Source organism: Sandaracinus amylolyticus (genome assembly GCF_000737325.1).
Classification (GTDB): domain Bacteria; phylum Myxococcota_A; class Polyangia; order Polyangiales; family Sandaracinaceae; genus Sandaracinus; species Sandaracinus amylolyticus.
In genome coordinates this window covers 9,796,013-9,816,013 of record NZ_CP011125.1, presented here as the reverse complement: position 1 = coordinate 9,816,013, position 20,001 = coordinate 9,796,013, and the positions used below count along the sequence as shown (strand labels likewise).

The 20,001-nt window shown below is 71.1% G+C and carries 21 protein-coding genes; 14 read left to right on the top strand and 7 right to left on the bottom strand.

The window, feature by feature from the left end; translation table 11 throughout:
• Positions 1-17: 17 nt before the first annotated feature.
• The 6 genes from ggt (at position 18) to DB32_RS41545 (ending at position 6,177) form a co-directional block, all read left to right on the top strand.
• The gene (ggt, locus tag DB32_RS41570; protein ID WP_053238211.1) at positions 18-1,745 is read left to right on the top strand and encodes a gamma-glutamyltransferase; all 1,728 of its coding nucleotides are present in this window, start codon (positions 18-20) and stop codon (positions 1,743-1,745) included.
• A 71-nt stretch (positions 1,746-1,816) separates the two neighbouring features.
• A complete protein-coding gene (locus tag DB32_RS41565) occupies positions 1,817-2,626 on the top strand; it encodes a glycosyltransferase family 2 protein (protein ID WP_075097755.1) in 810 nt (269 codons plus the stop codon).
• Positions 2,623-3,576: an LpxL/LpxP family acyltransferase gene (locus DB32_RS41560; protein ID WP_053238210.1), complete on the top strand. Its 954-nt coding sequence runs from the start codon at positions 2,623-2,625 to the stop codon at positions 3,574-3,576. Before DB32_RS41565 ends, DB32_RS41560 begins: the two co-directional genes overlap by 4 nt.
• On the top strand, positions 3,577-5,139 hold the full coding sequence (locus tag DB32_RS41555; RefSeq protein ID WP_053238209.1) for an HAL/PAL/TAL family ammonia-lyase: 1,563 nt from the start codon (positions 3,577-3,579) through the stop codon (positions 5,137-5,139).
• Positions 5,136-5,576, top strand: coding sequence for an acyl-CoA thioesterase (locus DB32_RS41550; RefSeq protein WP_075098164.1), 441 nt, complete (start codon positions 5,136-5,138; stop codon positions 5,574-5,576). The genes DB32_RS41555 and DB32_RS41550 overlap by 4 nt, the downstream gene beginning before the upstream one ends.
• Positions 5,545-6,177, top strand: coding sequence for a LolA family protein (locus DB32_RS41545; RefSeq protein WP_157070316.1), 633 nt, complete (start codon positions 5,545-5,547; stop codon positions 6,175-6,177). The genes DB32_RS41550 and DB32_RS41545 overlap by 32 nt, the downstream gene beginning before the upstream one ends.
• A 3-nt stretch (positions 6,178-6,180) precedes the next feature.
• On the opposite strand, the gene DB32_RS41540 is transcribed toward DB32_RS41545, so the two are convergent.
• From DB32_RS41540 to DB32_RS41530, 3 genes are all read right to left on the bottom strand, one after another.
• On the bottom strand, positions 6,181-6,654 hold the full coding sequence (locus tag DB32_RS41540) for a hypothetical protein (RefSeq protein ID WP_053238206.1): 474 nt from the start codon (positions 6,652-6,654) through the stop codon (positions 6,181-6,183).
• 72 nt (positions 6,655-6,726) lie between these two features.
• On the bottom strand, positions 6,727-7,941 hold the full coding sequence (locus tag DB32_RS41535) for a DNA methyltransferase (protein WP_053238205.1): 1,215 nt from the start codon (positions 7,939-7,941) through the stop codon (positions 6,727-6,729).
• Complete coding sequence (locus tag DB32_RS41530; RefSeq protein WP_053238204.1) at positions 7,938-8,573, bottom strand: hypothetical protein; 636 nt, start codon at positions 8,571-8,573, stop codon at positions 7,938-7,940. Before DB32_RS41530 ends, DB32_RS41535 begins: the two co-directional genes overlap by 4 nt.
• Before the next feature lie 81 nt (positions 8,574-8,654).
• On the opposite strand from DB32_RS41530, the gene DB32_RS41525 reads away from it, so the two are divergent.
• The 6 genes from DB32_RS41525 to DB32_RS41500 are packed head-to-tail and all read left to right on the top strand — an operon-like array spanning position 8,655 to position 15,718.
• On the top strand, positions 8,655-11,036 hold the full coding sequence (locus DB32_RS41525) for an MMPL family transporter (RefSeq protein WP_053238203.1): 2,382 nt from the start codon (positions 8,655-8,657) through the stop codon (positions 11,034-11,036).
• Positions 11,037-11,072: 36 nt separating this feature from the next.
• The gene (locus tag DB32_RS41520; RefSeq protein WP_157070313.1) at positions 11,073-11,702 is read left to right on the top strand and encodes a DUF3261 domain-containing protein; all 630 of its coding nucleotides are present in this window, start codon (positions 11,073-11,075) and stop codon (positions 11,700-11,702) included.
• A gap of 42 nt (positions 11,703-11,744) precedes the next feature.
• The gene (locus tag DB32_RS41515; protein ID WP_053238201.1) at positions 11,745-12,500 is read left to right on the top strand and encodes a dienelactone hydrolase family protein; all 756 of its coding nucleotides are present in this window, start codon (positions 11,745-11,747) and stop codon (positions 12,498-12,500) included.
• Entirely contained in the window at positions 12,497-13,312 is an 816-nt protein-coding gene (locus DB32_RS41510) for an LOG family protein (RefSeq protein ID WP_205627128.1), read from the top strand. The genes DB32_RS41515 and DB32_RS41510 overlap by 4 nt, the downstream gene beginning before the upstream one ends.
• A 24-nt stretch (positions 13,313-13,336) precedes the next feature.
• The gene (locus tag DB32_RS41505; RefSeq protein ID WP_053238200.1) at positions 13,337-14,443 is read left to right on the top strand and encodes an RMD1 family protein; all 1,107 of its coding nucleotides are present in this window, start codon (positions 13,337-13,339) and stop codon (positions 14,441-14,443) included.
• A gap of 18 nt (positions 14,444-14,461) precedes the next feature.
• On the top strand, positions 14,462-15,718 hold the full coding sequence (locus tag DB32_RS41500) for an MgtC/SapB family protein (protein ID WP_053238199.1): 1,257 nt from the start codon (positions 14,462-14,464) through the stop codon (positions 15,716-15,718).
• Here the strand turns inward: DB32_RS41500 and DB32_RS41495 are convergent.
• Both DB32_RS41495 and DB32_RS41490 read right to left on the bottom strand, forming a co-directional pair.
• Positions 15,696-16,244 (bottom strand): LOG family protein, encoded by a 549-nt coding sequence (locus tag DB32_RS41495; RefSeq protein WP_053239137.1) that lies wholly within the window; start codon positions 16,242-16,244, stop codon positions 15,696-15,698. The genes DB32_RS41500 and DB32_RS41495 overlap by 23 nt on opposite strands.
• 5 nt (positions 16,245-16,249) lie before the next feature.
• Positions 16,250-16,819, bottom strand: coding sequence for an FxsA family protein (locus DB32_RS41490; protein WP_053238198.1), 570 nt, complete (start codon positions 16,817-16,819; stop codon positions 16,250-16,252).
• A 154-nt stretch (positions 16,820-16,973) separates the two neighbouring features.
• On the opposite strand from DB32_RS41490, the gene DB32_RS41485 reads away from it, so the two are divergent.
• A complete protein-coding gene (locus DB32_RS41485; protein WP_053238197.1) occupies positions 16,974-18,146 on the top strand; it encodes an acyl-CoA dehydrogenase family protein in 1,173 nt (390 codons plus the stop codon).
• A gap of 64 nt (positions 18,147-18,210) precedes the next feature.
• Positions 18,211-18,408, top strand: coding sequence for a DUF3606 domain-containing protein (locus DB32_RS41480; RefSeq protein WP_053238196.1), 198 nt, complete (start codon positions 18,211-18,213; stop codon positions 18,406-18,408).
• A gap of 81 nt (positions 18,409-18,489) precedes the next feature.
• Here the strand turns inward: DB32_RS41480 and DB32_RS41475 are convergent, their stop codons facing one another.
• Both DB32_RS41475 and map read right to left on the bottom strand, forming a co-directional pair.
• On the bottom strand, positions 18,490-19,107 hold the full coding sequence (locus DB32_RS41475) for a hypothetical protein (protein ID WP_157070310.1): 618 nt from the start codon (positions 19,105-19,107) through the stop codon (positions 18,490-18,492).
• 83 nt (positions 19,108-19,190) lie between these two features.
• The gene (gene map / locus DB32_RS41470) at positions 19,191-19,934 is read right to left on the bottom strand and encodes a type I methionyl aminopeptidase (RefSeq protein WP_053238194.1); all 744 of its coding nucleotides are present in this window, start codon (positions 19,932-19,934) and stop codon (positions 19,191-19,193) included.
• Positions 19,935-20,001: the final 67 nt, after the last annotated feature.

The following is a 20,001-nucleotide window of genomic DNA, read 5'->3' as shown; positions in this document are numbered from 1 at the left end:
GGTGGTAGAAGGCGAACATGCGGAGAGTCGCTCTCGGGCTCGCGTGCCTCGCGGTCGTGCTCGTCGGTCAGGCGACGCCGTCGCGGCCATCCCACGCGGCGGTCTACGCGCGGTACGCGGTCGCCGCGGATCATCCGCTCGCGTCGGATGCGGGCGCGCGGGTGCTCGCGGCGGGCGGGAACGCGGCGGACGCGGCGGCGGCGACGATGCTGGCGCTCGGGGTGGTGAGCCCGGCGTCGAGCGGGCTCGGGGGCGGCGGGTTCGCGCTCTATTACCGTGCGTCGGATCGATCGCTGACGTTCCTCGACTTCCGCGAGACCGCGCCGGGCGCGGCGACGAACGACATGTTCGCGCGGCGCGAGGGCGACACCGACGAGGTCGCGGCGCAGCGCTCGATGACGGGCGGGCTCGCGGTCGCGGTGCCGGGCGAGCCTGCCGGCATCGACGCGCTGATCGCGCGCTTCGGATCGCGTCGGGTGACGCGCGCGCAGATCGCGTCGCACGCCGAGCGCTACGCGCGCGAAGGGTTCGCGGTGTCGCGCTACGTGAGCGACTCGTCGCGCGTGGCGCTCGCGCTGCTCCGCGGGGACACGCTGCTCGCGGGGTGGCTCGGCGCGGACGGGATCGCGCAGGGCGCGCGCATCACGAACCCACAGCTCGCGGCGACGCTGCGCACGTTCGGGCGACAGGGCGCGGCGCCGTTCTATCGTGGCGCGATCGCGCGCGCGATCGTCGACGCGGTGAGCGCGCGCGGCGGCGTGATGACCGCCGAGGATCTCGCGGGCTACGCGGTCCGCGAGCGCACGCCGATCTCGCGCGATGCGTTCGGTCGGCGATGGGTGAGCGCGCCGCCGCCGAGCGCGGGCGGGATCACGATGTTGCAGTCGCTCGCGCTGCTCGAGGCGTGGCAGCCCGAAGGGGGGTGGCGCGAGGGCGCGGCGTTCCGTCATGCGCTCACCCAGTCGTGGATCGGCTCGTACGTCGATCGTGCGGCGTACCTCGGCGATCCCGATCACGCCGACGTGCCGACTGCGGCGTTGCTCGCGGACGACCGCATCGCGCGGCGCGCGGCGATCTTCGATCGCGATCGCGCGCTGCCCGCGGAGCGATGGGAGCTTCCGCTCGCGCCGGACGAGACGCGCGCTCCGAGCGCGCCGCCTTCGGATCACGGCACGTCGCACCTCTGTGTGGTCGACGAAGAAGGGAACATCGCGGCGGTCACGACGACGGTCAACCTGCTGTTCGGCGCGCGCGTGAGCGCGGCGGGCATGGTGCTCAACGACGAGATGGACGACTTCGCGCGCGAGCTCGGTGCGCCCAACGCGTTCGGGCTCCCGGGGGGCGCCGCGAACCTGCCGCGGCCGGGCGCACGTCCGGTGTCGTCGATGGCGCCGACGATCGTGTTCGAGGGATCACGCCCCGTGATGTGCGTGGGCGCGAGCGGTGGATCGCGCATCCCGACCGCGACCGAGCAGGTCGCGCTGGTGTCGCTGCTCTTCGACGCGGAGATCGGCGAGGCGATGTCGCGGCCGCGGGTGCACCAGCAGGGCAGCCCGGCCACGACGCTCGTCGAGCGGGGCGTCGACACCGGAACGCGCCTCGCGTTGTGGCGCCGCGGGCACGACGTGAGCGAGACCCCGACCGTCGCGAACGTGCAGACCATCCGGATCGTGCGGCGCGACGGCGTCGTCGAGCTCCACGCGGCGAGCGATCCGCGCAAGGACGGTGAGCCGCGCGGCGAGTGATCCCGCGCGGACGGCCAGGAGCGCTCGCTTGACAACGTTGTGAGCTGCCGGCACACCGGCCCCCCGGTCCGGTGAGCGCTTTTCGGCCCTGCATCCTGATCCCGACCTACGACAATCCGCGCACCGTGCGCGACGTCGTGCTGCGCGCGCGGGAGCACCTCGCGGACGTGGTGGTCGTCGACGACGGCAGTCACGAGGAGGGGCGCGCGGCGGTCGCGGGCATCGGGCGCGACGGGCTCGCGCACGTGACGCACCGCGCGCAGAACGGCGGAAAGGGAGCCGCGGTGAAGACCGGCTTCGCGTTCGCGCGCGAGCTCGGGTTCACCCACGCGCTCCAGGTCGACGCCGACGGACAGCACGCGCTGGAGGACATCCCTGACCTGCTGAACGTCGCGCGCGCGCAGCCGGGCGCGCTGATCCTCGGGCGCCCCGAGTATGACGAGAGCGCGCCGATCGGGCGCCGCATCGCGCGCAACATCACGATCTTCTGGACGCACATGGAGGCGGGCTGGGGCGTGATCGCCGACCCGATGTGCGGCTTCCGCGTCTATCCGCTCGAGAGCGCGCTGCGCGCCTGCGCGGAGTGCGGCGATCGCATGGACTTCGATCCCGAGATCGCGGTGCGCATCGCGTGGACCGGCGCGCCGGTCGTGAACCTCCCGACGAAGGTGCGCTACGTCGAGGGCGGGGTGTCGCACTTCAAGCTCTTCCTCGACAACTGGCTCATCTCGCGGATGCACACGCGGCTGATGTGGCACCGCGCGTGGTGCACCGTGCTCGGTCGACCGCTGGTGCCGGCGCTGCCCGCGCCCTCCGACCCGATCGTGCTCGAGAAGGGCGCGAGCGAGCCGCGTCCCGCCGAGCTCCCGGGCGATCGATGAGCGAGCAGCCCGCGGCGCTCGAGACGCCGTCGCCCCAGCCGCCGCAGCGGCAGGGCTGGACCGACGTCGGCGAGAAGGGCGGCGTGCTCGCGATCCGCGCCGCGGTGTTCGCCGCGACGGTGATGGGCCGCACCTTCGGGCGGCTGATCGCGCGCGTGGTCGCGTTCTACTACTGGCTCTTCGCGCCGGGCGCGCGCCGTGCGTCGCGCGAGGTGCTGCGCCGCGTGCTCGGGCGCGAGGTCACCGCGTACGAGACGTACCGGCAGATCCTGCGCTTCGCGCAGACCACGCTCGACGCGTTCTTCCTCGTCGCCGGCAAGGTCCGGCACTTCCGCGTGACCACCAACGGTCACCAGCACCTCGCGGAGCTGCGCGACGGAAAGCGCGGCGCGATCCTGCTCGGCGCGCACCTCGGCAGCTTCTACGCGATGCGCGCCCAGAGCGAGGTCGAGAATCTCCCGATCTACGCGGTCGTCTACACGAAGAACGCGCGGCGCATCAACGACGCGTTCGAGAAGATCGACCCCGGCAAGAACGCGAAGCTGCTGCAGATGGGCGAGGGCATCGACTTCATGCTGCGCGTGAAGGAGCTGATCGAGCAGGGCGCGATCGTCGCGATCCTCGCCGATCGTGTGCCGCCCAACGCCGACGCCGCGGATGCGCGCACCGTGAGCGCCGAGTTCCTCGGGGGCACCGCGAAGTTCCCCACCGGGCCCTATCTGCTCGCGTCGATGCTGAAGTGCCCGGTGTACCTGACGTTCGGGCTCTATCGCGATCCGAACCGCTACGATCTCTTCTGCGAGCCGTTCGCGGAGAAGATCGAATTGCCGCGCAAGGCGCGCGAAGAGGCGCTCGCGAAGTACGTGCAGCAGTACGCGACGCGCCTCGAGCACTTCGTCCGGATGGCGCCGGACAACTGGTTCAACTTCTACGACTTCTGGGAGCGCTGAATGGGTGAGCTCGCGATCCTGCCGCTCGGCCACGAGCCGATGACGATCGAGCACGTCTGCGCGATCGCGGAGAAGCGCGCCGTGCCGGCGATCTCGGCCGACCCCGCGGTGCGCGAGCGTATCGCGCAGAGCCGCAAGCTGATCGACGACGCGCTCGCGGGCGCGCGCACGATCTACGGCGTGACCACGGGCTTCGGCGCGTCGGTCGAGTTCCACGTGCCGGTCGAGGTCGCGGAGGAGATGCCGCTCAACCTCGTGCGTTATCACGGCTGCGGGACCGGCGCGCTCTTCGGCGAGAACGCGGCGGCGGCGATCATGGCGGTGCGCGCGAACTCGCTCGCGCAGGGCTTCAGCGGCGTGCGCCAGGAGCTGCTCGATCGCATGTGCGAGCTCGTCGCGCGCGGTTGCGTCGCGGCGATCCCCGAAGAAGGCAGCGTCGGTGCGAGCGGCGATCTCACGCCGCTCAGCTACATCGGCGCGCTGCTCGCGGGCGAGCGTGAGTGCTGGTTCCACGGGAAGCTCGTGAACGCCCCGCACGCGCTCGCGGAGCTCGGGCTCCAGCCGATGAACCTGCGCCCCAAGGAGTCGCTCGCGATCATGAACGGCACGAGCGTGATGAGCGCGCTCGGATGCCTGTCGTGGACGCGCGCGCTCAAGCTCGCGCGCTTCGCGTGCACGATCTCCGCGATGGCGTCGGACGTCCTGCACGGCGTGCCGGACCACTTCGACGATCGGATCTTCGAGCTCAAGAACCACCCCGGGCAGCGCCAGGCCGCGCAGTGGATCCGCGCCGGCGTGCACCACCGCAACACCCCGGCGCGCGTGCAGGATCGCTACTCGATCCGCTGCGCGCCCCACGTGATCGGGCTGATCCTCGATTGTCTGCCGTGGATGCGGCGGATGCTCGAGACCGAGATCAACGGGGTCAACGACAACCCGATCATCGAGGGCTACTCGTCGAGCGCGCCCGAGGGTCGCGTGCTGCACGGCGGGAACTTCTACGGCGGTCACGCGTGCCTCGTGACCGACACGATGAAGAACGTGGTCGCGAACGTGGCCGACCTGCTCGATCGTCAGGTCGGGATGCTCTGCAACCCCGCGACGAACGCGGGATTGCCCGCGAACCTCGTGATGCGCAGCGGGATCGATCGCCCGACCCACCACGGGTTCAAGGCGATGGAGATCAGCGCGTCGGCCCTCGCGGCCGAGGCGTTGAAGATGTCGATGCCCGCGAGCGTCTTCAGCCGCAGCACCGAGTCGTACAACCAGGACAAGGTCTCGATGGGGACGATCTCGGCGCGCGAGTGCGTGAGGGTGCTGGACCTGACGGAGACGGTCGCCGCGATCCACCTGCTCACCGTGTGTCAGGCGGTCGATCTGCGCGGCCAGGGGCACTGCCACCCGCGCAGCGCGGAGATGCGCGATGCGGTGCGTCGCGTCGTGCCGGTGAACGAAGCGGATCGCCGCATGGACGTCGACATCCAGGCCGTGCTCGAGCTCTATCGCGACGACGCGCTGCCGCTCGGCGAGATCGCGTGGACGGTGCCGGAGGCGCGCGCATGAGCGGCGTCGATCGCGGGCTGCGCGAGAAGCCGCCGGACGACGCGGTCATCGTCGATCTCGAAGTGCCGTTCCACGACGTCGATCCGCTGCTCGTCGCGTGGCACGGGCACTACTACAAGTACTTCGAGATCGCGCGTCAGGCGCTGCAGCGCAGGCATCGCGTGGACGCGCCCGATCTCGTCTCGCTGGGCTTCCACTGGTACGTGATCGAGACGCGCTCGCGCCACGTCTCGCCGCTGCGATATGGCGAGCCGTTCAGCGTGAAGGCATGGTTCTGCGAGCGCGATCCGCGCATCGGCATCGCGTACGAGGTCGTCAGCAAGAAGACGGGCAAACGCGCCGCGCGCGGCGTGACCGTGCTGGTCACGACGCGTCCCGACGGCGAGATGCTGCTGGAGACGCCGCGTGAGATCCTGGAGCGCATTTCTCCTTCTTAGTGCGTCGATGCTCGTCGCGAGCGTGACGAGCGCGCAGCAGGGCGCGCCGTCGCTCGACGCGATCCTCGCGAGCTTCCGCGGCGTCGAGGGCATGGAGCTGCGGTTCCGCGAGGAGAAGCGGATCGCGCTGCTCAGCGTGCCCGCGATCAGCGAAGGCACCGTGCACTACATGCGGCCGGGACGACTGGCGCGCCGCACGACGTCGCCGAGCCCGCAGGTCGTGCTCATCGACGGCGACGAGCTGCGCATGAGCGAGGGCGGGCGCGTGGAGCGCATCGACCTCGCGGCGCAGCCGGTCGTGCGCAGCTTCGTCGACACGTTCTCGGAATTGCTGCGCGGCGATCGCGCGGCGCTGGAGCGTGTCTATCGCGTGCAGTTCACGCCGCGCGAGGGTGCCAATTGGACTCTGACGCTCGCGCCGCGCGCGTCGCCGCTCGATCGTTTCCTGCGCGAGATCCGGTTCGAGGGCGAGGGCACGTCGCTGCGCACGATGGTGATGACCGAGGTGAGCGGCGACGTGACGACGACGACGTTCTCCGACGTGAACACGCGACGTCGCTACACCGCGGCCGAAGCCGCGCGCGTGTTCTCGCTGCAGTGACGCTCAGCGGCGGATCGAGAGCTCGGCGTTGATCTGCGCGACCGCGCGATCGACGTCGGCGGCGCGCACCGTGATCTCGGTCTGCGCACCGCCCTGCTCGGTGATGATGATCGACGCGGTGCTGCCCACCTCGGCGCCCTTCATCGTGTAGGTCGTGATCTTCTTCTGCGCGCTCGCGATCGAGCTCCAGCGCTCGATCAGGAAGCGCGCGTCGGGGCCGCCCCCACGCGCTTCGACGATCGTGATGAGCGCCAGGCCGAGCGCGACGAGGCAGGGCAGGCCTCCGACGGCGGCGCAGACGTACCCGCCCGCGCTGCGGCCCATCGGGTTCATCGCGGCGCGCGCGAGCATGTCGGACGCGAAGAGATAGACGCCGACGAGGCCGGCCGCCGAGAGCGCGGCACCGAGCATCGCGCGCACCGCGCGCTGTCGCGAGCGCGCCTGCACCATGTCGAGGAGGACGACCGAGGGGCCCATCGAGCGAGAGTCTCCGCTCCGCCGTGCGGCGCGACCACGCCGTGGCGGATTCGGTGGTGCGAGCGGCGCGTTCTATCGGCGGCGGGTGAGCCAGAGCTCGAGCTCGCGCAGCGGGACTCGGTGCTTGCGGTTCTTCCACTTCACGTTGCGCGCGCGGATCTCGCGGGTGCGCGTCGGAGTGAAGCCCGCGGCGTCGGCGAGCCGAGCGAGCCAGTCGTCGACCGGGACGTGCACGCCGTAGGGCGCGGAGTCGCCGATGACGAAGCAGACCTCGCCGCCGGGTCGCACCACGCGCGCGAGGGCCTGCCACACGCGCGCGAGATCGACGAAGTACGCGGCGATCATCGTGTGATAGGTCTTCTTGCCGGGCTTCGACGCGCGGATCGCGGCGAGCGCTTCGCACACGCCGGTGAGCGCATCGCGGATCGGCGCGACGTGGGGATCGGCGAGGAGATCGCCGAGCGCGAGACGATCCGCGGCGGTGTGCTGCGAGCACGCGCGCACGAGATGACGGCGCGTGGTCGTGTGGAGATCGCGCCACTCGCGGACATCGCCGAAGAACGTCTGCTCGAGGCGCGTCGCGTCGGCGTAGTCGTAGTTGTTCGGGTAGGGCGGTGAGGTGAGGACGAGATCGACCGAAGCATCGGCGATCGAGGCGCAGGTACGCGCGTCGTCGTGATGGAGCACTGCACTCGTGCGCCCCGCGCACAGATCGGCGCTCATGAGCGCGGTTTGCATCGGAAATCGCACGAATGGCATGGCGACGCGCGCCTTGCGCCGGTTCGGCAGCACGTATTGCCAGGGCGCGGTGCCGGCGCTCGAGCATGCGCGGAGGATCGCGACCAGCGCGAGCCAGAGCAGTGGGTGCTCGCCCTGGGCTTCGATCGCGCGATGGAGGCGACGTAGATCGGCGAGCGCGTCGGGCGAGTACGACGCGCGGAGCAGCTCGGGCTCGTCGTCGCACGCGGCTTCGCGGGGGAGCGACTCGGCGTGGGCGAGAACGGATTGCGCGGCGCGCTCGAGCGCATCGGGATCACACGGCGTGAGCTTCGCGCGCGCGATGCGCGCGACGAACGGATGCGCTTCGACCCCGAGCGCGTGACGCCCCGCGAGCTGCGCCGCCACGAGCGTGGTCGCGACGCCGGCGAATGGGTCGAGGATCGTGTGATGCGCGCTCGTCCGCTCGCGGATCACGGCCTCGGCCCACGCGCCGGAGAACCCCGCGGAGTAGCGGAACCACCGGTGGATCGGCAGCCGCTGGTTCGCGAGGAACGTCGAGGTCGTCACCCGAGCAGCGTGTCGGGCGCGGGCACGCGCTCTTCGACGATCGTGCACGCCACGCGCGCGCCGGTGAGCCGCTCGCGCACGTCGTCGGCGAGCCGGCGATCGCTGAGCGTGATGCGCGCGCTGCCCTTGCGCGCGAGCTCGGTGTAGATGCGCTCGGCGCGATCCCAGCCCAGCACGCCCCCCGCGATCTGCTGGATGATGTTCGTCGCGCGCACGTCGCACGGGCCGATCTCGACGCGATAGCGCAGCCAGTGCCGCGCCTTGCTCGGACCGCGCTGCTCGCGCCACCAATCGAGATCGGGCTCGATCGTGCCCAACCGGACGAGCTCGTTCCTCACGTGCTCGACGAACTCCTCCGGCGGCTTCACTCCGTGCTCCGCGACGTAGTGCGCGTACCCCTCGGGCCACACGTACGTGAAGTCGGTGAGCTCCTGGCTCCCGTTCGTCGATCCGCAGAGCCGGCACCGTGAGAAGCCGTGGAATGCGGCCATCCGACGGCCCTGCCGGAGGTAGTCGACGACGACGTCCCGTTCGGCGCCGTCCCACTCGGGATCGATGAAGTCGCGCGGATCGGGCAGCGACGAATCGCGCTCGTTCACGCTGCGCCAGTAGCCGATCACTCGGAGCCGCATCTCGCGACGTGATCATCGCACGACTGCGATCGCGACGTCTTCCGTGACGAGCGTGGGCGCGCGTCGCATCATCGCCGCGCTGTGAGCGAACCCCAGTCGGACCGGCGGCGCGGTCGCATCGTGTCGATCGTGCTCGCGCTCGTGACCGCCGCGATCGGCGTGTGGGCGTTCCACGATCTGCGCGTCCGCCACGAGATCTCGCAGTTCATCCCGTCGAGCGAGGATCGCGAGCTCGCCGACGTCGCGCGCCAGGTGATCGACTCCGAGCTCTCGCGCACGATCGTCATCGCGATCCGCGCCGAGGACGAGCCCACGTCGATCGCGGCCGCGCGCACCTTCGCCGATCGGCTGCGCACCATCGAGGGCGTCGCGTGGGTGCGCAGCGGACCGCCCGCCGAGGTGGAGCGCGCGTTCTACGAGCTCTACTTCGCGCGTCGCTACGCGTTCTTCGCGGACACGCCCGAGGAAGCGCGCGCGCACCTGAGCGACGACGCGCTGCGGGTGGCCGCGGTGCGCCTCGAGCGCGAGGTCACGGGCCCGACCGCGATGTTGGTGCGGCGCGTCGCGCAGGAAGATCCGCTGCTCGCCTTCCTCGATCACCTGCGGCGTCTGCAGGGCTCGGCCGAGGGCGGTCCGCGCGTGATCGACGGTCAGCTCGTCAGCCAGGACGGCTGGGCCCTCGTGCTGCTCGCGAGCGAGGCGCCGAGCTTCGACACCGCGCGCATCGGTCCGCTGCTCGACGCGATCGATCGCGAGACGCGCGCGCTGATCGACGCGCACGGCGGATCGCTGCGGGTCGAGCAAGCGGGCGTGCACCGCTTCGCGCGCCGCGCCGAGCACGACATCCGCGAGGACGTGCAGCGCATCTCGACGCTCTCGACCCTCGGCGTGGTGGTGCTCTTCCTCGCGCTCTATCGCGGGCCGCGCTTCCTCCTGCTCGGCGGCATCCCGCTCGCGGTGGGCACGGTCGCCGCGACGGCGGCGTGCCGGCTCGTCTTCGGCAGCGTGCACGGCATCACGTTCGCGTTCGGCTCGTCGCTGCTCGGCGTGGGCATCGACTACGTCTCGCACTACGTGAACCACCACGTCCTCGAGCCCGACGCGCGCGGGCCCGAGGCGACCATGCGCACGATCTGGCCGGGGCTCGCGCTCGGCGCGAGCACGACGATCGCGGGCCTCGCGGGGCTCGGCTGGACCGCGTTCCCCGGCATGCGCGAGATGGCGCTCTTCGCGGCGGTGGGCGTCACCGCGGCGCTGCTCTCCACGCGCGTGATGGTCCCGCCGTGGATGCCGATGCGCAGCGAGCCGCCGCGCATCACGCGCGCCGCCGCGGACGTCGCGTTCCGTCTCTGGCGTCGCCTCCAGTCGCATCGCGCGCCGTTCCTCGCGCTGCCGATCGTCGCGCTCGTGATCGCGGCGATCGGGATCCCGCAGCTCGCGTGGGTCGACGACATCCGCGCGCTGAACCAGGCGGATCCCGAGTGGCTCGCCGAGGACGCGGCAGTGCGCTCGCGCGTCGCGCAGGGCGAGGCCGGCCGGCTGGTGATCGCGACCGGGCGCGACGACGAAGAGGCGCTCGCTCGCGCGGAGCGCGCGTTCGAGGCGCTCACCCGTGCGCGCGACGCGGGCGAGCTGCGCGCGTTCCGCTCGGCGCATCACCTCGTGCGTTCGATCGCGACCCAGCGCGGCGTCGACGACGCCGTCCGCAACGCGCCCGCCCTCGCCGACCGCACGATCACCGCGCTCGAGCGCGAGGGCTTCGTGCCCTCGATGTTCGAGCCGTTCCGCGCGTCGCTCGCCGCGCCGGCGCCCGAGCCGCTCACCTACGAGGCGCTGATGGCGAGCCCGATCGCCGATCTGGTGCGCCCCTTCCGCGTGCATCTCTCGAGCGATCGCGTCGCGTATCTCGCGTTCGTCGAAGGCGTGTCCGACTCGGCCGCGCTGCGCGCACGCCTCGCGTCGCTCGAGGGCGTCGCGTACTTCGATCAGGGCGAGTTCCTCGCGAGCGCGTACCGCGAGTTCCGCGCGCGCACGCTCGAGCTGCTCGCGGTCGGCATGCTCGTCGTGCTCGGGCTCTGCGTCGCGCGATATCGCAGCGTCCGGCTCGGGCTCGCGTCGGTCGCGCCCGCATTGCTCGCCGCGGCGACCGCGCTCGGCGTGCTCGGTCTGCTCGGCGAGCCCGCGAACCTGATGCACCTCGTCGGCGCGCTCCTCGTGCTCTCGATGGCCGAGGACTTCGCGGTGTTCCTCATCGAGTCGCGCGACGACCCCCGCGGTGTCGCGACGACGATGGTCGGCATCACCGTCGCGTGCATCACGACCGTGATCTCGTTCGGTCTGCTCGCCGCGAGCACGCACCCCGCGATGCGCGCGCTCGGGCTCATGGCATCGGTCGGCGTCGGCCTGGCGCTCGTCTTCTCGCCGATGGCGCTCTTGCTCGCGGGCACACGCAAGCCCTCGTGACCACTGCGATCCGCGCCCATGCTCTCCATGCCCTCGATGCGCACCATCCTCACCACGATCCTCCTCGCGCTCGCGCTCGGCTGCGGCCCCGGAGCGACCTCCAGGACCCTTCCGCAGGACTACGCCGGGCCGGTGCGCGCGCCGTCGACGTACCGCGCCGACTTCGCGATCGATCACCAGATCACCGCCGTGCACGCCGAGGGCAGCGACACGTTCCGCGCGCTCCTCGAGAAGCGCGGTGACGCGCTGGTGATGGTCGCGCTCGGCCCGCACGGCTCGCGCGCGTTCACGCTCGCACAAGAAGGCGACGCCGAGCCGCGCTTCGAGTCGCAGCTCCCGCGCGAGCTGCCGTTCCCGCCGCGCTTCATGCTCGTCGACGTGCACCGCACGTGGCTCTTCGGGCTCGACGCGGCGCGCGCCGACGGCGCGCACACGGACGAGATCACCACCGCGACGGGGCCCGAGATCCTCGACGAGACGTGGGCCGACGGTCGCCTCCTCGCGCGCAGCTTCGCGCGCGAGGGCGTCGAGGGCGTGATCCGCATCACCTACGAGGGCGGGCTCTCGCCCGATCCCAGCGCGCCTCCGCCCACGCGCGTGGAGCTCGACAACGGCTGGTTCGGCTACCGATTGGTGATGGAGAACATCACGCGCAGCCCCCTGTGAATACCGCGCGTTCGCGCGCAAACCAGCTATCGTGATCGCATCGTGCAGATCGACGTCACCTTCTCTTGCGACGACGGCCACGCGATGCGCGCCGTCCTCACGATGCCCGACTCGACCTCGGGGCGTCGTCTGCCAGCGCTCGTGATGGTCTACGAGCTCCTCGGCCTCACCGACGAGATGAAGCGCGTCGCGCGCGACCTCGCGAGCGAGGGCTGGATCGTGCTGATCCCCGACATTCTCGATCGCGGTGCGCGCCCGCTCTGCATCGCGCGCGCGCTGCGCGCGATCTCGAAGGGCGAGGGTCAGGCCGTCGACGACCTCGAGGCGGCGCGTCGCTGGCTCGCCGCGCGCCCCGAGGTCGATCCCGATCGCATGGGCGTGATCGGCTTCTGCCTGGGCGGCGGCTTCGCGCTGCTGCTCGCGATGAACGGCAAGTACAAGGTCGCCGCGCCGTTCTACGGCGAAGCGCCCGATCCGATGCCGCGCAGCTGTCCCGTCGTCGCGAGCTACGGCGCGCGCGACACCACGTTCGCGCGCTTCGCGCCGAAGCTGCAGAAGAACCTCGCGACGCTCGGCGTGCCGCACGACGTGAAGGTCTATCCCGACGCGGGCCACAGCTTCTTCACGCACACGCCGCGCGGCGTGCTCGGCTACCTCGGGCGCATCGGCCCGCTCCACGCCGAGCACCACGAAGAGAGCGCGCGCGACGCCCGCGCCCGCGTCGTCGCGTTCTTCCGCGAGCACCTCGAAGGCGAGGGCGCGAGGCGGGACGCGGCGGCGAACGACGACCTCGCGTGACGACGCACGGCTCGAAGGTCCCCGGCGAGCGCTCCGACGATCCCGACGTCGAGTCGCTCGATCTCGTGCGCGTGCAGCGCCAGGGCGAGTCGCGCTTCCTCGAGGGCCCACGAGGACGACTGCGGGACCTCGCGCGCGCGATGCGCATCACTGGCGAGCTCGTGCGCGGCTTCCGCGCGCTGACGTTCGTCGGACCGTGCGTCACGGTGTTCGGCTCGGCGCGCTTCGACGAAGGGCACCGCTACTACGCGATGGGTCGCGAGCTCGGCGGACGGCTCGCGCGCGCGGGGTTCACGGTCATGACCGGCGGCGGGCCCGGCATCATGGAGGCCGCGAACCGAGGCGCGCACGAAGCGGGCGGCTCGAGCATCGGCTGCAACATCGTGCTGCCGCGCGAGCAGGCGCCGAACCCGTACCTCGATCGTTACGTGCTCTTCGATCACTTCTTCGTCCGCAAGGTCATGCTCGTGAAGTACTCGTACGCGTTCGTCTGCTTGCCCGGCGGGTTCGGCACGCTCGACGAGCTCTTCGAGACCGCGACGCTCGCGCAGACCGGCAAGATCCAGGCGTTCCCGATCGTCTTGATGGGCAGCGACTACTGGGCCCCGATGATCTCGTTCCTGCGCGAGACGATGCTCGCCGAGCGCACCATCGACGGGCACGACGTCGATCGCCTCGTCGTCACCGACTCGCCTGAGGAATGCGTCGCGCACATCCGCGAGATCACGACCACCCACTTCGGGCTCGCGGAGGCGCGACGCCCGCATCCTTCGATGATCCTCGGCGAGAAGCGCCTCTCCGTGCGGCGCTGACCCGCGTGCGTATGTACCTGCTCGATGGGCGTGACCGCGCGCATCGACTCGGGGAGCGTGCTGCTCTTCCGCTTCCTCGACGTCGCGGACGAGCTCGACCTCGATCGCGCGCCGATGTTGCTGGAGTCGCGCGCCACCGTGCGTCGTGTCTCGATCCGCCGCGAGAGCTCGGTCGCGCTCGCGCTCGAGACGCTCCCGGTCGAGCTCGATCTCGGCCCGCGCACGATCACGCTCGGCGACGGAACCGAGCTCGCCGTCACCGCGCGCCTTCGCCTCTTCCGGTTCGGCGTGGTCGCGGTGGTGCTCGAGGTGCCGATCGCGCCGGGCACGGCGCTCGAGGATCTCGTCCCGCTCGCCGCGTCGACGTGGGAGGCGAGCGCGATCGACGACGCCGCGCGCGCGATCGCGCGGGAGCTCGCGGAGCCGCTGGTCGCGCTCGCGAACGAGCCGCTCACCGAGCTGCCCCAGATCGAGCGCTACGCGGTCGTGTTCGTGCGCGCGATCACCGGCGATCCCCTCGCGCGTCCCGAGATCGTCGCGCGCCTGCTGCTCGGCGAGTCCGATCCGCGCCCGGTCTCGCAGGCGGCGTGCGAGCACGTGCTCGCGCACCGCTTCCAGTACTACGTCGACGACCTCGCGATCGTGCACGCGACCAGCGCGCTCGTGATCGAGCCGAGCGACGATCGCGACGTGGTGCTCGCGCTCGAGCTCGCGTGCTCCCAGCTCCTCGAATTCCGGGTGTACGACGCGATCATCGATCGCGAGCTCGACCGCGTGTACGACGAGCTCGGCCACGCGACGAAGCGCGGCTGGTGGATCTTCGGGCGCGCGCACGAGGCGCTCTCGCGCCGCGCCCAGCTCCACATGGTCGAGCTCTCGGAGCTCGCGGATCGCGCCGAGAGCGCGGTGCGCGTCGCGTCCGACACGTACCTCGCGCGCGTGTACCTCGCGGCGCTCGAGCGACAGCACGCGCTCGCGTGGCGCGACAGCGTGATGCGCAAGCTGCGTCTCTTCGCGCAGGCGTACGATGTGCTGAAGGACGAGGCGCACGCGCGGCGTGCGCTCGCCGTCGAGTACGTCATCGTGCTGCTGATCGCGTTCGAGATCGTGATGGCGCTGCTCGAGCGGTGAGAGAGAAAGTGACACCGAGTGCCGGATTCCATCGAGCTGCGCATCGGGATCGCGTTGGTGATCGGCCTCGTGATCGGCGCCGAGCGCGAGCAGCGCATGAGCGAGGGCGCGCATCGCGCGGCCGGGATCCGCACGTTCGCGATCACCTCGCTGCTCGGCGCGATCGCCCACGCGCTGCACGAGCCGCTCGCCCTCGCGGTGCTCGGCGCGGCGGTGGGCATCGCCGCGGTGGTCTCGTACTGGCTCGGTGATCGCACCGATCCCGGGCTCACCAGCGAGATCGCGCTCGTGCTCGCGTTCGCGCTCGGCGCGCTCGCGATCGATCGTCCGACCACCGCGCTCGCCGCGGGCATCGTCACCGCGCTGCTGCTCGCGTACCGCGCGCGCATCCACGAGGCGGTGCGCGAGATCCTCTCGCCCGCCGAGCTCCGCGACGCGCTGATCGTCGCCGCCGCCGCGCTCGTCGTTCTGCCGATGCTGCCCGCGCAGCCGGTGGATCCGTGGGGCGTGCTGGTGCCGTTCACGTTGTGGCGCCTCGTCGTGCTGATCCTCGCGATCCACCTCGCGGCGCACGTCGCGCAGCGCATGCTCGGCGCGCGCTGGGGTCTTCCGATCGCCGGGCTCGCGAGCGGGTTCGTGTCGAGCTCGGCGACGATCGCGTCGATGGGCGGCAAGGCGAAGGACGATCCGCCGCACGTCACCGGCGCGATCGCCGCGGCCGCGGCGTCGACGATCGCGACGTTCGTGCAGATGGCGCTGCTCGTCGGCGCGGCGAGCCCGCGCTTGCTCGAGCAGGGCTTGTGGATCCCGCTCGCCGCGGGCGGTGTCGCCGCGCTGCTCTACGCCGGGCTCTTCGCGCTGCGCGCAGCGCGCAGCGAGCACGGCGGGCCGCCGCCGGGGCGCGCCGTCGATCTGCGCGGCGCGCTGATCTTCGCGCTGCTGGTGACCGGCGTGAGCATCGGCGCGACGCTGATCGGTCGTCAGGTCGGCGCGCTCGGCGTGGTGATCGCGTCGACCGTCGCCGCGTTCGCCGACGCGCACGCAGCGGGCGCGTCGGTCGCGTCGGTGCACGCGGCAGATCAGCTCGAGACGACCTCGGCGATGATCGCCGTGCTCGCGTGCCTCTCGACGAACAGCGTCACGAAGGTGGTGCTCGCGTTCAGCGCGGGGCCGCGCCGGTTCGCGGCGCCCGTCGCGCTCGGCGTCGCGCTCGTGCTCGCCGCGACGTGGGCCGCGTACGCGCTCTACGTCGTCAGCGCGGAAGCGGCGGACTGAGCCGATCGAGGAGCCGCGCGGGATCGTCGTCGCAGATCAGCAGCTCGCGATGGTGCGCGCGCACGAAGCCCTCGTCCTTCGCGTGCTCGACCCAGCGCACGAGCGGCTGCCAGTACTGCTCGACGTCGAGCAGCCCGCTGCGCTTGCGATGGATGCCGAGCTGCGACCACGTGAGCGCCTCGAAGAGCTCGTCCATCGTGCCGAACCCGCCGGGCAGCGCGACGAACGCATCGGCGCGCGCGCTCATCGCCGCCTTCCGCTCGTGCATCGTGTCGACGACGATCAGCTCGGTCAGTCCGGGATGCGCGATCTCGCGATCCACGAGCGAGCGCGGGATCACACCGATCACCGAGCCGCCCGCCTCGAGCGCTGCGTCCGCGACCGCGCCCATGAGCCCGACCGTCGCGCCGCCGTAGACCAGCGACATCCCGCGCTGCGCGATCTCCACGCCGAGCGCGCGCGCCGCCGCGAGGTACGCCGGGCGCGCGCCGCTCGCCGAACCGCAGTACACCGCCACGCTCTTCAAGCCCGTCATTCTCCACGCTCGAGCCGGCGCGTCGTCGTGTCGACGACCTCGCCTTCGAGCACCTCACCGCCGACCCGCGCGCGCGGCGGTCCGGGCGCGCGCACCTCGCGGTCCTCGACCACCACTCCGTCCACGTCGACCACGCGCCGCCGCCCGTACGCGCCCTGCGGCGTGACCACGCGGAAGTCGAACACGCTGCCGACGCCTCCGCCGCGCTCCATCCGCGCCCGCACCCGCGCCTCGATGAGCCGCGCGACGACGAGCCGGATCGGCGGGATCAGCAGCAGGATCCCGGTGAGATCGCTGAGCACGCCGGGCGTCATCAGCAGCGTGCCGCCGACGAGCACGAGCAGGCCCGACGTGATGCCCTCCTCGGGCATCCGCATCTCCGCGAGCGCGCGCTGCCACTCGCGGAACACCCGCAGCCCTTCGCGCTTCAAGAGGTATCCGCCGAGCAGCGCCGTGCCGAGCACGAGCGCGATCGTGGGCCAGAACCCGAGCAGATCTCCGACGGCGAGCAGCAGGTACAGCTCGAGCGACGTGACGGCGAGCATGGCGAGCGCGATCCAGCCCATTCGATCGACCTCTACGTCCGGGCTCCCGAGAGAGCAACTCCCCCAGAGCGCTCTTGAAACTCTCGGAGCGAACCGGTACGAATGAATGGCCATTCATTCTGGCGCGGCGTTCCGGTCGGGGATCGGCGGAGCACGCGAGAAAGGCGCGCGAGACGTGACGTTCACTCCGTACACCGAGGAGCACGAGCTCTTCCGCAAGCAGGTCCGCCAGTTCGCCGAGAAGGAGCTCCTGCCGCACGTCGACGAGTGGGAGCGCGACGAGCTCTTCCCGAACTGGGTGTTCAAGCGCGCCGGCGAGCTCGGCATCCTGGGCGCGCACTATCCCGAGAGCGCCGGCGGCAGCGGCGGCGACTACTGGTACTCGATCGCGAAGAGCGAAGAGCTCGTGCGCTGCGGCTCGGCGGGCGTGACGATGGGCCTGCTCGTGCAGAGCGACATGGCCACGCCGTGCATCGGCGAGCTCGGCACCAAGGAGCAGATCGACGAGTTCCTCGCGCCCGCGCTGCGCGGCGAGAAGATCGCGGCGCTCGGCGTGAGCGAGCCGGGCGCGGGCTCGGACGTCGCGGGCCTGCGCACCACCGCGCGCGTCGATGGCGGCGACTACGTCATCAACGGCAGCAAGACGTACATCACGAACGGCACGCGCGCGGACTTCGTCACGCTGCTCTGCAAGACGAACCCCGACGCCGGCCACCACGGCATCTCGATCCTCCTCGTCCCGACGAACACGCCCGGCTTCTCGGTGAGCAAGAAGCTCGAGAAGATGGGCAACTGGGCGAGCGACACCGCCGAGCTCTTCTTCGACAACGTGCGCGTGCCCAAGCGCAACCTGCTCGGTCAGGAGGGCATGGGGTTCATCTACCTCATGCAGAACTTCCAGAGCGAGCGTCTGGTCGGCTCGAGCTCGGCGATCGCGGGCGCGTTCCACGCGCTCGATCGCAGCCTCACGTGGGGCCGCGAGCGTCACGTCTTCGGCAAGCCGCTGATCAAGCGCGAGGTGTGGCAGCACAAGCTCGCCGACCTCTACACGAAGGCCGAGGCGGCGAAGTCCCTCGTCTATCGCGCGGCCGACGCGTTCAACACCGATCGCTACGTGCGCAAGGGCGACATCTCGTTCGAGACGACGAAGCTGATCGCGATGAGCAAGCTCTTCGTGGGCGACGTGTCGAGCGAGATCGCCGATCAGGTCGTGCAATTCCACGGCGGGATGGGCTACCTCGAGGACCTCTGGGTCTCGCGTTACTACCGCGACCAGCGCCTCTTCCGCATCGGCGGCGGCGCGAGCGAGGTCATGAAGTACATGATCGCGAAGATCAGCGGCTGGTGAGCGCGATCACGCGGAGGGCGCTACGGATTCCGTAGCGCCCTTCGTCGTGCCTACGTGCTCCTGCATGGCAGACGATCCGACGAAGAAGGGCCCCGCCGATCGCACGCGCGTCTCGACCTCGGAGGCACACGAGCTGCGCTACTGGTCCGAGAAATTCGGTGTGTCGCACGACGAGCTGAAGCGCGCCGTCGCGGCCGTCGGCAACAGCGCGGAGAAGGTCGAAGCGTACTTCCGCGATCGCTCGCGCGACGCGCGGCGGTGACCGAAAGAAAAACGCGCGGCGTGCATCGGTGTGCACGCCGCGCGTCGTTGGTGGGTTCGCGATCAGCTCGTGGATGCGCGATCAGAAGTGGACGAGCGCGCCCGCGACGATGTTCCAGCGCGCGCCCGAGCCGTCCGCGATGTAGCCGTCGATCGCGATCGGTCGGAAATAGACCGTCAGCATCCCCTGGAGCAGGTCGAGCTCGGCCTGCGTCGAGAACTGGATGTTGAACGCGCCGTTCGTCCCGCCGCCTGCACAGCCGAACACGGTGCAGACCTCGTCGACGATGCTCACCGCGCCGCCGAGCACCAGCGCCGGCGCGACGCGAATCGTGAGCTCGCCGTTGGTCCACACGCCGAACGACGCCGTCGCGCGCGCGCCGAACGTGAGGATGAAGAAGTCACCGAGGTGCTGCGCGAGGTCGAGCCCGAAGCGGAGCTGCAGGTCCGTGCCGCCGCCGAGCAGGATCGGATCGAGCTGGTAGCCGACCTCCTCGTTGAGCAGGAAGAGCGCGCCACCACCGTTGTCCAGGCCCGCGCTCACGCCGAGACCGCCGCCCGCGTACCAGTTGCGGATCGGGTTCGTCGAGCCGATCGAGACGTCGTCCTGCGCGGCCGCGCTCGATGGCGTCAGCGTTGCGATCGAGATCGCTCCGAGGCACGTCGCGAGGAGGAGCGGAACCAAAGAGAGTCGCTTCATGTAGTCGTGATCTCCCGTCCGAGCCGAGGGCTCGGGCGGCGCAGTGTACGCACGGGGCGCTCGCGCGCCCCCCTCGCACGACCTCACGCGGTGAGGACGATCGGCGCGCCCTTGGTGACCACGAGCGTGTGCTCGAACTGCGCGCCCAGCGATCGATCGGTGGTGCGCAGCGTCCAGCCGTCGCGATCCTCGAACACGTCGGTCGCGCCGAGCGTGAGGAACGGCTCGATCGTCATCACGAGGCCCTCGTGCAGGCGCGTGCGATCGAAGCGGTGCTCGACGTTCGACACGTGCGGGTCCTCGTGGATGTGGCGCCCGACGCCGTGCCCGCCGAGCGTGCGCACCACGCGCAGGCCGTGGCGCTTCGCGCGACGCTCGACCGTGCGTCCGATCATGCGCAACGGCTCGCCGGCGCGCGCCGCCTGCATTGCCTCTTCCTGCGCCTTCTTCGTCGCCCAGAGCAGCAGCTTCGCGCGCGACGACACGTCGCCCACGGCGTAGCTCGCGCCGCAGTCGGCCCAGTAGCCGTCGATCACGCAGCTCACGTCGATGTTCACGAGATCGCCCGCGCGGATCACGACCTTGTTGCTCGGGATGCCGTGGGCGATCGCGTCGTTGACGCTGATGCACGTCCAGCCCGGGAAGTCGTACGCGACCTGGGGCGCGGATCGCGCGCCGTGCGCGCGCAGCACGTCGCGGCCGATCGCGTCGAGGTCGGCGGTGGTGAGCCCGGGTGCGAGCGCACGCGCCATCGCATCACGCGCTTCGGCGGCCGCGCGCGCGGCGCGCTTGAGGGCTGCGAGGTCGTCGTCGTGCTCGATCGTCATGCCGCCCAATCTACTCGGTCGCGCCCGAACGACGAGCGACTTTACGCGCCACGACGTGGGCTGCAGA